The 14,851-nt window shown below is 52.9% G+C and carries 15 protein-coding genes; 10 read left to right on the plus strand and 5 right to left on the minus strand.

What is annotated here, in order from left to right:
• The first annotated feature begins 4 nt into the window (after positions 1–4).
• Positions 5–250 carry a hypothetical protein gene (locus CA948_RS17555; protein WP_159086100.1) on the plus strand — a complete coding sequence of 82 codons (246 nt, stop codon included), beginning with the start codon at positions 5–7 and terminating at the stop codon, positions 248–250.
• Here CA948_RS17555 and CA948_RS02215 read toward each other — a convergent pair.
• Positions 216–659, minus strand: a complete 444-nt coding sequence (locus tag CA948_RS02215; protein ID WP_108727201.1) for a hypothetical protein — start codon at positions 657–659, stop codon at positions 216–218. The genes CA948_RS17555 and CA948_RS02215 overlap by 35 nt on opposite strands.
• Before the next feature lie 111 nt (positions 660–770).
• Here CA948_RS02215 and CA948_RS02220 point away from each other — a divergent pair, with 111 nt between their 5' ends.
• From CA948_RS02220 to CA948_RS02260, 9 genes are all read left to right on the plus strand, one after another.
• Positions 771–1,127, plus strand: coding sequence for a hypothetical protein (locus tag CA948_RS02220; RefSeq protein ID WP_238988634.1), 357 nt, complete (start codon positions 771–773; stop codon positions 1,125–1,127).
• Positions 1,124–1,597, plus strand: a complete 474-nt coding sequence (locus CA948_RS02225; RefSeq protein ID WP_108727202.1) for a DUF1833 family protein — start codon at positions 1,124–1,126, stop codon at positions 1,595–1,597. The genes CA948_RS02220 and CA948_RS02225 overlap by 4 nt, the downstream gene beginning before the upstream one ends.
• 38 nt (positions 1,598–1,635) lie before the next feature.
• Complete coding sequence (locus CA948_RS02230; protein WP_159086101.1) at positions 1,636–2,013, plus strand: peptidoglycan endopeptidase; 378 nt, start codon at positions 1,636–1,638, stop codon at positions 2,011–2,013.
• Positions 2,000–9,337, plus strand: coding sequence for a hypothetical protein (locus CA948_RS02235; RefSeq protein WP_108727204.1), 7,338 nt, complete (start codon positions 2,000–2,002; stop codon positions 9,335–9,337). The genes CA948_RS02230 and CA948_RS02235 overlap by 14 nt, the downstream gene beginning before the upstream one ends.
• Before the next feature lie 267 nt (positions 9,338–9,604).
• On the plus strand, positions 9,605–9,877 hold the full coding sequence (locus CA948_RS17560) for a hypothetical protein (protein WP_159086102.1): 273 nt from the start codon (positions 9,605–9,607) through the stop codon (positions 9,875–9,877).
• 24 nt (positions 9,878–9,901) lie between these two features.
• A complete protein-coding gene (locus CA948_RS02245) occupies positions 9,902–10,219 on the plus strand; it encodes a hypothetical protein (protein ID WP_108727205.1) in 318 nt (105 codons plus the stop codon).
• Positions 10,220–10,269: 50 nt separating this feature from the next.
• Positions 10,270–10,695: a hypothetical protein gene (locus CA948_RS02250; RefSeq protein WP_200914588.1), complete on the plus strand. Its 426-nt coding sequence runs from the start codon at positions 10,270–10,272 to the stop codon at positions 10,693–10,695.
• Positions 10,692–11,267, plus strand: a complete 576-nt coding sequence (locus CA948_RS02255; RefSeq protein ID WP_108727207.1) for a lysozyme — start codon at positions 10,692–10,694, stop codon at positions 11,265–11,267. The genes CA948_RS02250 and CA948_RS02255 overlap by 4 nt, the downstream gene beginning before the upstream one ends.
• Positions 11,260–11,508 (plus strand): hypothetical protein, encoded by a 249-nt coding sequence (locus CA948_RS02260; RefSeq protein ID WP_108727208.1) that lies wholly within the window; start codon positions 11,260–11,262, stop codon positions 11,506–11,508. The genes CA948_RS02255 and CA948_RS02260 overlap by 8 nt, the downstream gene beginning before the upstream one ends.
• 228 nt (positions 11,509–11,736) lie before the next feature.
• Here CA948_RS02260 and CA948_RS02265 read toward each other — a convergent pair whose 3' ends face one another.
• From CA948_RS02265 to CA948_RS02280, 4 genes are all read right to left on the minus strand, one after another.
• Complete coding sequence (locus CA948_RS02265) at positions 11,737–12,528, minus strand: hypothetical protein (RefSeq protein WP_159086103.1); 792 nt, start codon at positions 12,526–12,528, stop codon at positions 11,737–11,739.
• A 252-nt stretch (positions 12,529–12,780) separates the two neighbouring features.
• The gene (locus CA948_RS02270) at positions 12,781–13,257 is read right to left on the minus strand and encodes a deoxycytidylate deaminase (RefSeq protein WP_203226738.1); all 477 of its coding nucleotides are present in this window, start codon (positions 13,255–13,257) and stop codon (positions 12,781–12,783) included.
• A gap of 545 nt (positions 13,258–13,802) precedes the next feature.
• A complete protein-coding gene (locus CA948_RS17910; RefSeq protein WP_108727210.1) occupies positions 13,803–14,150 on the minus strand; it encodes an SOS response-associated peptidase family protein in 348 nt (115 codons plus the stop codon).
• Positions 14,150–14,482, minus strand: coding sequence for a hypothetical protein (locus tag CA948_RS02280; RefSeq protein ID WP_108727211.1), 333 nt, complete (start codon positions 14,480–14,482; stop codon positions 14,150–14,152). The genes CA948_RS17910 and CA948_RS02280 overlap by 1 nt, the downstream gene beginning before the upstream one ends.
• Positions 14,483–14,851 lie beyond the last annotated feature (369 nt).

Genomic DNA, 14,851 nt, shown 5'->3' on the forward strand with positions numbered 1-14,851 from the left:
TGAAATGTTGAAGAATCAATATCGAGAGGCTATACGGGATTTGGTTCTGGCAGAGCAGAGAGTGGATTCTGCGCAAGAAGTATTGAAAGAGGCTCGAAAGAAAGTGGAAGAGTTTGATGACGTTCTATTGCTTAATAGACCACATACAATTGACGATTCTAAATTAGCTTGTGGTGCTGTTATCGCATCTGCGCTTCAAGTTAATGGGTCACACATTAGTCGTATTCATGTGCCACATACTGACCGTTAACTATCTTTACTCCACCATAGAGCGCAGCGACGACGTGGCTAGTTGTCAGCTCGTCATTTACCGCCATTACGCCGTGAACGAACTCTTCCAAAAAACAGGCTATTTGTATGTTTTTATGGAGTTTTATTAATTCATTGATATTAAAAAAAATGTTGTGAAGAACGGTTAGCCCAATAGTTCCATTGCCTAGTTTCATGGTGAGGGTATGTGGGCCAATGTTGATCTCAATTGGATTGGCAGCAATGGTAATGCTCACAGGCGTTCTGAGGTGGCATTGCCTAGCGAATATCTGGATGGCCTCTACCAGACTGTCGCCTACCTCCTTGGGAATTGGAATGCAATCAATTAAGAAAAAATTTCGGATAGAAGGTTCAAGGCGCTTGGTGATTTCTTCGCCGGTAGCAGTCATGGCTTAGAGACTTATTAAGTGAGTTTTTAGGCAAATGCTCTATAGAGCCCAACAAACATAACACTGTGCCCGCTGATGAATCCATTCTGGCGGGTTTTTTATGGGTTGAATATGGCAAAACTACCAGATTACGTGTCAATTCTGCTTGACGGTTTTGGTGAGCGCTTTGACCCATCTGTGAAGCGCACCGAAATGGAGCGCGGTCCTGTGAAGCAGGAGGTGCTGAATTCGCAGGTGATGGTGGAGACAGAAGCCACTCTTTTCTTTCGCGGCAGGGTGGATACCGTCAGTTTTGACAGTTGGTACTTCGACACGATACGCCGTGTGGGGTGGTTTGATGTGTATGACCATCGCTACCGCGTCACGCGTCCGATGCGCTTCAAAGGCGGAGATATTGGGACGCTGACCCCACTGACGGGTGGTTTTCACTATGCCGAGCGTACGGTGACGTTGGAGTATATGCGATGACTATCACTAAAGAGTTTCGCCGCAACCGGCAAAGAGTGACAGACCCAGATGGCGTGGTGGTGCTAGTAGAAATCACGCATTCGTCTTTTTCTGCGCCGTTCCGGCTGGCTAACGACACCAAGGCCTGGGTCAGCCGAGGCGTCACGTATGTTGGATACCCGTTCCAGTTCACGCTTCCCGATTCGGGCGAAGGCGAGAGCCCCAAGATGGCGCTTGAAATGGCTAACACAGGCGGCGATATTCTGCGCGAACTGGAGTCCATCCGAGAGCCTGGTGAGGAAGTGTGGTGCAACATCATCATGATTGACCGCTCTATGCCGGATATTCATGCCATGAAATTGAGCCTTCCCATTTCCGTGGTGGCCGTGGATAGCTCAAGCATTTCGGCCAAGCCGTCCATGAATTCGATTTTGAACCGTTCGGCGGTCACGCTGCGATACGACAAGCGTACAGCACCGGGGATTTTTTAATGATTAAGGCGCTTAATCGTTTTATCGGAAGGCCGCATATGGCCGAGAGCTACGACTGCGCTGATCTGGCGGTAGAGGTAGCGCGGGAGCTGTTTGCGCGTGAAGTTGCGTTACCTGCTGTCAGGCCCCGTCCGCAAGGGCAGCGCGGTCAGGGGGTAGCAATCCGGGCCATGGCCGATGAATTGGCTTTTGAGGTTGCCGAACCCGTCGATGGTGACTTGGTGCTGATGCAAAGCGCAGGGCAAGAGTTGCCGGGTCATATCGGCACTTACTTTTTTGTGAACTACCAGCCGCATGTGCTGCACACATCGGTCGCACTAGGGCAGGCCAGTCTACATAAGTTAACGGCGCTACCTGCCTTTAGTTTGCGGGTCGTTGGGTTTTATCGCTGGAAGAATCGAAATGAGCAGAATTGATGAAGGGCGGCTGGTTGTTACCCCGCACCCATTGACCCTTGAGGGGCAGACCAATACCCCGGCAGACTTGAAGGCAGGCGAAAGCCTGCTTTCTTTTTTGGAGCGTCACGTTCCGAACCTGCACGTATGCAAATATGCGGTTTCCATTAACGGATGCCCTATTTCTCCTGACCACTGGTCGCGGGTGAAGCCTAAGCACGGCACGGTCATTGCGGTGCGCTCTGTCGTGGAGAAAGAGGCGCTGCAGTTGGTCGCACTGGCAGCGTTGACCTACTTTACGTTTGGCATTGGCTCGGCTGGTGGGTTCGTTGCGACCAGCTTCGGGAAATTAGCGGCTACTGCGGTGTTTATGGCTGGCTCCATGCTTATCAATAAGGTATTGGCCCCACCGATGCCCGAGATTGGCAGTACGGATTTTGGTCGTGAGCCAACCTACAGTATTGCGCCTGGCAGCAATAGGGCCCGTCAGCATGAGGCGCTGCCATTGCTGCTGGGTTCGATCCAGTACGCGCCTGATTACGCGAGCCTCCCATACACGTGGTACGAGGGTAATGAGCAAGTGCTGGGAGCGGTTTTCAACGCGGGCTTGAACGTTGATCGTTTCGAGGGTGCTTTGCTGAATGGCGATACTGAGCTGAGCGCCTATCAGGATGTCAGCGTGTGGACACGTGGGTTTCCAGGCATGCCCGAGCAGGATATTCCCTTGTTCACGAATCCTGATGTCTCTGACGGCGGTGAGTTGGAGGGCTCTGGCGAATGGGTGACACGCACGACCTCGCTGGACACAACCCTTATTCAGTGCGACTTTGAGATCCAGCTGTTTGGCCAAGGCAAAAAGGGGATTGAGGGACGCAATCTGGTCCTTGAGGGTCGATATCGTCCGGTAGGAGCGGCCCAGTGGCGACCCATTCAGTCGATATATCTTAATAATCGGGCGATGAAGCCTTTACGCCGTACTGAGACGATTCCAGTCGAGTCCGGGCAGTATGAAGTTGCCTGGAGGAATGCAACGGGCGGTAGTAGCGATGATGGCAAGACCACACGCAATGCTGTCTGGACTCAGATGAAAAGCATCCAGCCCGATGATGGCGACTATCTTGGGCAGTCCCGCATTGGGATCAAGGTCAAGGCGACGGGTCAGCTCAATGGCAGCCTGAAGGAGATCAAAGGGCGATTTGTCGCTCGCGCCATGCCAATTTGGAACGGCAGCAGTTGGGGTGTTGCAACAACACCAGACAATGGTTTGTCGAACCCCGGTGCGCAAATTCTTCTGCTGGCGCGGGGAATTTATGTTGACGATCCTTTCTACGGTCGCAAGCTGATCGCGGGCATGGGCTTGCCGGATGATCAGATCGATATTGAGGGTCTGAAGGCGTTCATGCTGCATTGCACTGCTAATGATTTGCGTCATGATGCGCTGATTAGTGACGACCGAAGCAACGTAGATTTGCTCAACCAGGTGGCCCGCTGCGGTCTGGGATCGTTTGGCTTTTTCAACGGCAAGTGGGGGGTGGTGTGGGCGTGGGATAACCAGCCCCTGGATGGCGTGGTCAATATGGCCACCATCAAAAAGTCCACGTTTCAGGCCAGTTATGAGCTGGCCAGTGCTGCTGACGGCATTGTCTACACCTATCTGAATCGCGAAACCTGGGAACAGGATGCGCTTTATGTGTATGCGCCTGGCAAGACCGTAATGCTGAATCCCGCTCGCATTACTGGCGAAGGCGTCACCACAACAGAGCACGCGGCTGTCATGGCCCGCTATCACCTGGGGCAATCTTTGTATCAGTTCAAGGATATTCAGTACGAAACTGATCTGGAGCACCTTGATTATCAGCGCATGTCTGTGCTGGCCATTAGCCACGATATGACGCAGTGGGGATTTGGCGGGCGTCTTGTTGCTGCTGCTCAAGATGAGCAAGGCGTAGTCACCTTGCATCTGGATTCGCCTGTGCCTGATCAATCCGTTCATGGTGCAGGGGCGGCCGAGCCGTTCATTGGACTGCGCGTACCGGGGGAATCCATCTATCGTGTTTTCCGGGTGGTGCGTCCGAGCGCAGGCGCCTTAACGTTGCAGCTTAAAGACCCATGGCCCGAGGACGCATTATTTCCCGGTGAAGATGGGGATAATCCGGCGCATGACACGCTGTGGTTTTACGACTTCAAGCCGACTCCTGGCGCACGTGTGCGTGTGGCTGGCATGCAGATGCAGGCTGATCTTGGAGGGGCGCAGGTAGCCGTCGTTCCTGAGTCCGACGAGTTTTGGGACTACGTGATCAATGGAACTTACGAGCCAGCCGGTAGCGATAGCGAACTCTCGCGTGATGAAACGCCGGTAGTACACAACCTTCGTGTCACGGAGCAGCAGACGGTGCAGGGCAATACACAGTTTACAGAGCTGACCATTACCTTTGATGCCAAGGGGGAGCTGGCGTCTGCAGAGGTTTGGGCGGGGCCGGAGGGACAGGAGCTGGCCCATGTTGCGGACACGTTCACGCGCCAAGCGACGTTTCGTATCGACGTGGCGGGCAATTGGATGGTGCAGGTTCGTCCGATGGGGCATACCCGCGCAGGCCCGGCAGCGAGCATTTTCTATGTGACGCAGGTCACAGACTTGCCGCCCTGGAACTATGACTCTTTGCTGATCACAGAAATTGCTGGTGGGTTGCGCCGGTATGTTTTTGAATATATCGAGAATGACCCCCCACTTGATTTAGCGGGCGCTGAAATTCGCCACCTTTCTGGAAAGCATGCTGCGCCAGTTTGGGATGCCATGACGCCGCTGGGTAGCGGTTTTCACACGGCGACGTTTGAGAGCGTTCTGCCCCAAGAAGGGGATTGGACTTTTGCGTTGCGTGCCCGCAATACGTCTGGGCAGCTCTCTACAGATACGCTCATCCGTACCGTAAAGCTGGGCAAGAACTTTGACCAGGTGCAAACCGTAGACAAGACGCCTCCGCCGGCAGTAACGGGACTGGCGGCGGTTGCTGGCCTGGGAACGGTAATTGTGAGATGGGACCGGGCTGTGTATGAAACAGGGCATGGCCATGCACGCACGATTGTGTATGCCGCAAAAGGGGCTACCGCTACCGTATCGTCGGCAAAGCCTATGGCCGAGTCGCATAACGGCCCTGTTTCGTTTAGTGCTGGGTTGGGTGAAACATGGCGAGTATGGGCCAAGCATGAGAGCGTAGACGGTGTGCTCTCTAGTGCATACGCTGGGCCAGTTAATGTCACGCTGGGGAAAGTGGGCGATGCGGATCTGGCGGAGGACTTGGATCTGGCCAAGCGTTTGGCTGACGGCTCAATCACGGCAGAAAAGCTGGCTGATGGTGCCTTGACTGAAACTAAGTTTGCCCAAGGCGTGGAACCCGTCAAGATTATTCCTGATTCGGGAGCGTTACCCACCACGAAATCGACGTCCAGTGTGCTCTGGAAAGGTACGCTGTATGTCTGGAATGCGGTATCGAAGAAGTACGAGAAGGCGGTAGCTGACGTTGCTCCGGAGTCTCTCGGGCCGGACAAGTTCTTGCCTGGCACTGAGCCAGTGACCACGATCCTGGACAGTGGTCAATTGCCGACTTCCAAGGTGACGACTACTGTTTCCTGGAAAGGTGTTTTGTACGTGTGGAATGCCGCGACCAAAAAGTATGAAAAGGCGGTGGCGGATGTTGCTCCCGAGTCTCTCGGGCCTGACAAGTTCCTGCCAGGCACCGAGCCAGTTACGGTCATTGCCAATAACAAGCCACTGCCAACCGTAAAGTCGACATCGAGCATCGTTTGGAGGGGCAAGCTGTACCGGTGGGATGGCACCAAGTATGTGTCGAGTGTCGATGCGGGTGATATTGCTGGCAAGATCACCGATCAGCAGATTGCCGACATGAGTGCGGCAAAGCTTACTGGGGAAATTGCAGGCACTCAGATTGCTGATAACGCGATCAAGACGCCACATCTTGCGGCGGGATCAGTTGCCGCTGAGAAAATTGCGGCAGGTGCTGTGATTGCCTCCAAGTTGTTTGTGGGAGCAAACGGTAATTTGATTCCCAATGGGGCGGGGGAAATGGGACTTGACCAAGCCAAGCTTGGCTGGCCAAGCCGGTTTGCGGTCGATGAAACAAACGCCCCAGATGGGTTTCCCTGGTCGTATCGTTCCCCAGCGGGTGAAACCGGCACGAGGGATTCCACCTTCTACCCTATCCCGGTAGAGCCTGGAGCTGAGTATCAGATCACCATCTGGGCCATGGCGGATCGGGCTGATAGCCGCGTTTATATAGAAGGGCGGAATCAGTCAGGTGCGCACGCGTTTAAGAATGCCAAAGGAGATGGTGGGTCACACGTTTATGTGCTGGCCAACCGAGTTTTGCCCACGAGCTGGACGCGGTTTTCGACAACGGTCACGATCAGTGATGGCACCACACATTTGCATCGCTTCCGCTACTACATCAACCACGCCAATGGGACAGAGAGAGGGGCAGCGCAATCCTTCGCAGGACTGACGATGGTCAAGCGGGCGACGGGTGAGTTGATTGTTGATGGTGTCATCACGGCAGACAAGGTGGCGGTCAATGCGATTTCTGCAGATAGCATCCAAGCCAATGCAGTTACTGCCGGGAAGATTGCTGCTGGCAGTGTGGGAGCGGATCATGTCCAGGCCGGGGCTATCACTGCAAGTAAAGTGACCCTCTCGGATTTTACGAATCTGATCACTAATTCACAGTTAAATGATGCGGATGCTTGGACTTTAGATACAGATGTAATTCGGGTGCTTAATCCGGGAAATGGAGCTGCGGCCGGCTCTTTTCGGATTCCAGGCGATATTACCGTCAATCGGTATGCGCGGTTTAAGGGCGTAGCGGTTACGCCTGGGACTTCATATCTTATGTCAGCTCACTATCGGGCATCCAGTGCGGCGGGCCGAAAACTAACGCCTCGCTTTGGAGTGATGTGGCTGGATAAAGATGGTGGATATATTCAGGAGAATCTGTTCAGTGCCAGCGATGTGCTTTTCACAACCTACGCCTATAGAGAAGCGGTGTTTACGGCACCTGAAGGAGCGGTGATAGCAGTCTGTCTTTATGGCCGACTGGCTACGGACCAGATCAATGAGGGGTTTATTGAGCTTCCGTCTTTTCGAGCCATGACGGGAGGGAGTCTGATTGTCGACGGGGCAATTTCGGCTGATAAGGTTGCTGCGAATGCCATTTCTGTTGAAAAAATTGCCGCGAATGCCGTCACTACAGCCAAAATCGCAGCGGGTGCAGTAACGGCAGATCAAATAGCAGCCAATTCGATTACAGCGGAAAAACTGGTGGTTTCGTCTCCCACGAACCTGATTCCCGACACTTTTGGGTGGACTGAGCGAACGAATGCTTCCTCTTGGCGCCGTGTGGGTTTTGGCCTCAATAATACCAATGGCTCGGTCTGGTTACAGCACAAGATATCGGTAGCGTTGGATACCTTGTTCGAGGTCAGAAAAGGGACTCAGTACTTGTTCTCAGTCGAGATGACTTGCCAGACGGATGGGGCGCGACAAGTGTTTGAGGTTGTAAAAGAGGACGGCGACTCATTTTCACCACGTCGGTTTTTGGGTTCGTTTTTTACCTCCTCGGATGATTATCGCTTGTATACGAACGGGGTCGAGTTCGAGACATCGGAAAGAGTGCGCCTTAAGGTGTTCGCCAATGACAATCAAGCTGCATCCACAGGTGGCTACATGTGGATCAGAAATCCTTCTTTGCGAGCCATGGCGCAAGGGGAGTTGATTGTTGATGGTGCCATCACGGCAGACAAGGTGGCTACAAATGCCGTGACTGCTGACAAAATTGCCGCGAATGCAATTACCGCGGCGAAGATTTCGGCAGGGGCTGTTGGTGCTGAACAGATTGCTGCAAATGCGATTACTGCGAAGCATCTGGTTGTGGCCGACCGATCTAACTTGCATCCTGATCCTACGGTGTCTTTGGGCGGCGAAAGTGCGCTCTGGTCTATTCCATCGTGGGTCGCTGCAGTCCCGCCTGGCGCATCGACCGTTGGCTGGGGATTTAGTGGGGGAGTGTTACGCGCGACTGCTCCGAATCCAGGCACTGTGTGGAATGGTCCTTATTTACGTACGGGGAATATTGAGCTGCAGGGGGGGCAAGACTATGTTTTGTCCTTCCGGCACCGGCGGTTCAATGCCGGGACCTCAGTATTTAGAACAGTAGTGTATTTCTATGACGCCAACGGTGAATATATCTCCGGAGCAAACGCTCTGCTAAATCACACAACGAGCTCGGCAACTCCGCAAGATGTTGTCTTGCCTGTCACTGCCCCGGAAAAGGCGGCTACGATGCAAATCTATTATCAGCAGTATCCGGACACTAGTACGTCTGGTTTTATTGTTGGTGATTTCTTTGTACGTCGTGCGGCTTCCGCAGAGATGATTGTCGATGGTGCTATTACGGCTGACAAGCTGGCTGCCGGGTCGGTGGTGGCTGGGAAATTAGCGGCTAATAGCGTGGCTGCAAACAATATCGCAGCAGGTGCTATTACAGCTGACAAATTGGCGGCGGATTCGGTTACTGCGGCGAAGCTCGCGGCAGGGAGCGTGAACGCGAGCAAGATTGAAGCCAATGCGGTGACCGCTGACAAGCTGGCTGCAAATAGCGTGACAGCGGTAAAGATCGCAGCCAATGCAGTGACGGCAGACAAGATTCAAGCGGGGACGATTACTGCAGAGTCAGGGGTTATCGCAAACGGTGCCATTACAAATGCCCATCTGAATAACGCGATTGTGACGACGGCGAAAATTGCTGACGGTGCCATTTCGCGTGCGAAGATCCAGACTGCAGCCATTGGGGAAGCGCAAATCGACAATGCGGTCATTACCAGCGGCAAAATCCGAGATGCCGCTATCACACGCGCCAAGATTGGGCATGCTGAAGTCGATACGCTGCGTATTGCGGGCAATGCAGTGACGATTCATGCATCAGCTACAGCGCCGACGTATCACCCTCCTGGCTGGACCTCAGAGCGCCGTTTTAGTTTGTCCTTTTATCTCCCCCATGCGGCTGACTTTACGCTGAGCGCCAGCATTGCCCCCAACGGCTCGAGTCCTGGGTTTTCTGCGTCTGGGTATAACAGCATCTGGTATGACACGGGCGGCTATGAGATTGGGGGTATTCACACCGCTACCGATTCCGATCGAACGCTAAACACAGGGGGCGCTACTACTGTAAAAGGCTGGCTTTCTGCGGGGAGTCATTCTATTACGATGATTCAAAAACCCTCTGCTGGGTCGTCGTTCTTACCTGCGTCTATGACTATTTTGATTGCCATGAGATAACCATGCAAACAGTTTCATTATTCAAAGATGGTCGTTTTCATCACTTGGTCTCTGGGCCACAAGAATTTGTCATCGTGCCCACATTAACAAATTGGGAGGGTGATCATGTGTTCGGTGCCTTGGATGATTCCTGGTGGTTTTATGGAGGGGAAGCGCGCAAACGCCGGGCTTGTCCGGCACTAATCGAAGGATTGACTCTCGTGGGTGTTAGGCCGGGGAGTGTCATCACGATAGAGGGCCAGCAGTATGAATGTCTGGAGGGCGGAAATGTCGATCTGTCATTTCAGTATCCTGGCACATATGAAGTTACGGTCACTCGCTGGCCGTATCTTGATGGGAGGTACACCGTTGAAAATCCACCACCGTCCGAATAACCATGCTGAGCGTCGGCGCAGCGAATACCCCGATATCGGGGATCAGCTCGATGCGGTCTGCAAGCTGGCCCGGCATATGCAGGAGCAGGGCCAGCAGTTACCGCCAGATGTCGAACAGTGGGTGGCTCAATGCCGGGCCGTTAAAGAAAAGTATCCAGCCGCTTAAGCGGCTTTTTTTATGGAGTTAAAGATGCAATTGGCGATTTTTACAAAGAACATGATGACGGAAGGTGGGCCCGCAAAAGCTCATTCGATTGGGCGTGTGTCTGCTGAGCGCGATAGTACTGGTTGGACTGTACAGGTTGATCATCATGGCACCCAGGAGCAGGCTGAGCGACAAGCGGGGGTGGTTTGGCAGACGTATTACCTGATGCCGTTCGATGTTGACCTTGGTGTCCAGCCCTATCAAGCGGCCGCAGCCTGGCTTATTGCCAACGAGTCAGCGTTCTCTGGGGGTGTTCCACTAACGATAAGTGAGCAAACACAGATTGAAGAGCCAGCCGCCTAAGCGGCTTTTTTTACGTCTGCTGCAATCGCGGCTATTCACGGGAGACAGCCATGCCGACCGTATTACACAAGGGGAAGGACTTGGAACCGACAAGCACGGGGACATCGGCGGCTGGTCTGGCCGTCTGGAAAGCAATGGGAGGGATAGCAGGGATGGGGGCCATTGGCGCGGGCCTGGCCACGTTGGTAGTGATGTGCATTTTGCGGCCGCGTACACAGTCGGAATGGATTGTGGGTGTGATCAGTACCGTGGTGGCCTCGATCTCGGGTGGAGCCGCTGTGATCCAGCAGTACGAGCTGCATCACTGGGCAAACAACCCGGTGGGCTTGGTGGCCATGCTTGGCCTGGCGTTCGCATGTGGACTGCCGGGCTGGGCCGTGGTGCGCTGGGCTTTTAACTTTTTCGACAAGCGACGCAAAGCCGATATCGCCGAGGTAATTGGTGAAATTCAAGATCTGGCAAGGGGAAGTAAGTGAACAAGCTGATCGAATTTATCACGGGCCTGCTGGCTCTTTTTTTTCGGCCGCAGAAAGAGGAGCAGGCCACATTAGAGCCAGAGAAGGCTTCGCCTACGGGCATGTCCTCTGACGGCTTGGCCATCCTGCAGTATTTCGAGAGCTGCCGGTTGGAAGCCTACTGGGATGCTGACGGCAAAGTGTGGACCATCGGGTGGGGCGACACTGGGCCAGATGTGGTGAAAGGCCTGCGTATCACCCAGGCTGAGGCCGATGAGCGATTGCAGCGTCGGCTGGCCCGCGAGTTTGTGCCTGGGGTGTTAAACGCGCTGACGCGCCCAGCTAGCCAAGCCCAGCTCGATGCCATGGTGGATCTGTCCTACAACATCGGCGTGTCCGCATTTCAAGGCTCTACGCTGGTGCGTCTTTTCAATGCTGGCGATCAGGCCGGCGCTGCTGAGCAGTTCCTGCGCTGGAACCGATCGGGCAGCAAGGTGCTGCTGGGCCTGCGCCGTCGGCGTGCTGCGGACCGAATGCGCTTCCAAGGCTCGTCTGGCAAAGAGGCCATAAGGGTAGGAGCCGCCATTGTTTAAAGCGCTATGGGGAAAGGTGGCAGGCTGGCTAGGCCTGCTGGGTGGCTTGGTCCTGGCCGCCCTGGCGCTGCTGCAGGTCGGGCGGCGTCAGGGCAGGGCTCAGGCAGAGCTGAAACAAACAAAGGCGGACATGGCCGCAGTGGAGGTAGGACGTGATGCAGCTGAAACGATTGAGCGTCTGGACGATGACGTTTTGCGCGATCGTGCTCGCCAGCGGATGCGGCGCAACGAGGGGCGGTAGCTATTGCGGCGCCGCCCAGCGGCCATTCTTATGGCGTTCAGACGCCGAGATCGACGCTACACCGATCAGAGTGCTGCGTTATGTTGAGGTAGAGTCCGAAACTTGGGGACGGTTGTGTCAGTGATAAGGCTAATTCTGACTAGCACAAGATTCGGGGGCGTGATCGACCGATTAAATCTAAAACCTATAACGGTCACCGTAGTAATCCACGGCGACGTCCGGGTACGCTTAAGGCAATTTCTCCCCTGTTGCGGGATTGAACTGCACCTGTTTGTCGGTCGAAATACGGCGCTCATACTTTTCAGTTGTGAATTCCGGGAGTAGAGCGTGGAGTTGTTGCTCAGAAGTTGCGACGATCCATCCGCGGGCCCGGTTGACCGTGGTGGTATTGTATTGATTGCAGAATTTTGCGTGCTCTGCACGTCCTTGGCAGAAGTACAGTTCGCCCGCCTTGTGGCTGCCGCTAGGCTTCCGGCCCATGAGCATCACATTTGGACCAAGAGGCATGAAGATTTCGGTGTGTTCGCTGTCGCGCCGCGTAGCCAAGTCCCAAGCAGGCCGATCAGAAGTCAACAGAGCAACAGGGAGGTTCCAGAGGATAGACCAAGCGAGCCCACTAGCCCTTTTTTCGTAAAGGCCAAGTGAGCTTCTCGCTTTGCTGACCAGCTCGTCATGTGTGATCGAGGAAGACTCTTGAGTAATGTGCTGCCAGCCGTAAGCGTCGCGAAAGCAATGTGACAAGCAGCCCATAAGTGCGCGCTTGATGACGTCGGGTTTTGTAGAATGGACATTGCCATTGATCGCAGCACGACACAGGTTCACCATATCTGACTCCAGTTCCGCAAAGTCTTCCTCTAAAGAGTCATCACGACCTTCTGGCCCCTCAGGGACATAGAGGTAGTCATGAATCGCGAAATTCGCGTTGCACCGGTAGCCTCCATTGGATTTGGATTCTGGAGTCTCTCTTTGAACGGATACTTCCTGCTGCTTCTGGAGTGGTCTTAGATCGATGTACCACAAGGCTCTAGGCGCAGAGGGAGACAGCCACTGCCCTAAGTATGCCCTCTGGACTTCGTGATTTCTCATCTTGACGGGTCTTTCAGTCAACGTGATTACCTTCGTTATGTTTATTCTTATCTAAGACCGGCCATCAACCGATCGATGGGGCTGTGTCAGAGTTAGAAGAGGCATTACACAGCATAAATGCCTACTTCCACAATCGGTTCAACACAGGCTGCGCTATACAGCAAGCTACTTCGACTGCAAATTAGCTTAGCCCTCTTGGATAGAGTAGAAATCTACTTCGACCCCGGCCTCGAGAAATATTAGCTCGGAAACTTTCCCGGTTTCATGCCATTTGGAATCTTTGGGTACGGATTCTGGATTGGGTGCGACTACTCGCTTGATTCCCGCCTGAATTATTGAGCCTGCACAGCGTGCACACACCGGTTTACCCCAGACGTAAAGAGTTGCACCAGCTGTACGAGATCCTGCAGCAATTAAAGCATTTTGCTCTGCATGTACCACCAACTCAAGCTTCATGTCTTGGTCTTGCAGCCGTTCTGCTGAATCTTCGACGCCCATCGGAAAACCGTTATATCCAACAGAAACATCACCGCCTCTTTTGGAGAAAATTACTGCCCCTACTTTTGCGTTTGGATCTTTAGACCAATCGGAAACAAATTTCGCTAGCTCACAAAATCTGGTATCCCATTTATTCATTGGTTTTGAGTCAATCGTTAGTTTCATGTTTGTCCTGAATTATGAGGATTTTTAAATGATGCCCCCAACGCGTGTTGTGGGCTTATCGGAAAAATAAAACTAGGTTTTAATTTTAGGAAGGTAGCTTAGCTGAAGTTGTTGTAAGAATAAAGTAGAGGCTGGCTTCAATTTAATTTGCGATAACGAATTTACTGCCTGTGATTAGCGTTTAATTCTTATGGTTTTTTGGTGTCTAAATTAAAAATATTGATGATTTTTTATAAATAGGAATAGGGGTTTAGTTAAGTTTTTCGTGATAATGTTAAATAAAATCTACTGGATTTTATAGGCTATAAGGTTTTCTATTTCAGTGAATAGCCGGTTTAATTTCACTTACTTCTTTGGGAAAAAATTCCATTTCTGGCATATGCTTCAGCCTGCAGTGAGGGCGGTATTTGTTGCTTTGTACTCTGAGCTGCCTATCTGCTGCGTGACCGGATGCTACTTAAAAGCAGTTTCAGGCCGAGCTGTACTTAGAAGTTCCCAGGGCTGCCTCAATATCAGTATTAAGGGATGTCCACTCGCGTGCAGCGTCAGTCGCCTGTTTCTCCTATCCACCCAAACCAATCTTCTGCTGGAACAAGCACGTGCTTGTCGAGTATGCCGCGCCATATGGGCGACTTCTTCAAGATTGTGTCGAGTCTGGCGTTGGACACCGGACGCCGTTTGTACCACTCTGGCTTGTAGCCCCAGAACAGCCTATCCATCTGATCGCTGCCATCACCGAGCTGGTGCATGACAAGGGGGCGGGTACCAGGCGGAACGTTGTATTTCAGACCGTCTGTCAGCTTTCCAAGGTCATGCGGGTTCCAGTTCATTGACTCTATATAGTCAACTGGTTCTCGGGCCTGTCTGATTCGTCCACACATGCATTTCTCCATCAAGGTTTGGTTGCTGGATCTTGCTTGTAGCGCTTTAGGTAGTATGCCATGTCGCCATCTCGACCTTGGGTGCGATGAGGGAAGTTGAGCCGGTCTCGATGCTCTGATGCCCGCATATACCCCTGAACGGCATTCTCCATCTTTAAGGCTTCGAGTAGTGGGCTCAGGCGTAGCCGGTTCTCACCCAGACCGTTCAAAGGCATGGTGCCCAGGATGGAGTAGGTCAGCACGGCCAGCTCGCGTAGGCGTTTTACCTCGCGCAACAGGTTCATCACGTCCTGATTGCGCCGGTTGCCTTCTTGTATGGCTTTCAGTTCGCGGTAGGTAAGCATGGTAAATTGCTGTATAAAAAAACAGTAATTTAGCACTTAACTGATTGATAGGTGTTACAGGCTGTGGACGCAAAAAAGCCCGCTCTATGGCGGGCGTCTCTGTCTTTGCTGTGACCTGATCGTGTCACGAATAGCCAAAAAATGCCATGAAAAGGCCAAAATCAGGCTGATTTGCAGTGTATGATTATCGCTGCAGTTGATTGATTTTAAAGGTATTTCTTTTTTGTTTTGTTTGCGGATGTTGGGAATCATAATCCGCAGGTCCCCTGTTCGAATCAGGGATGCGCCACCAGAATACCCCTGTTAAATCAGGACATTAAAGCCACCCAATCGGGTGGTTTTTTTGTTTTTGGCGGTTGGGGTGTCAAC

Source organism: Alcaligenes aquatilis (assembly GCF_003076515.1).
In the GTDB taxonomy this organism is placed as follows: domain Bacteria; phylum Pseudomonadota; class Gammaproteobacteria; order Burkholderiales; family Burkholderiaceae_B; genus Alcaligenes; species Alcaligenes aquatilis.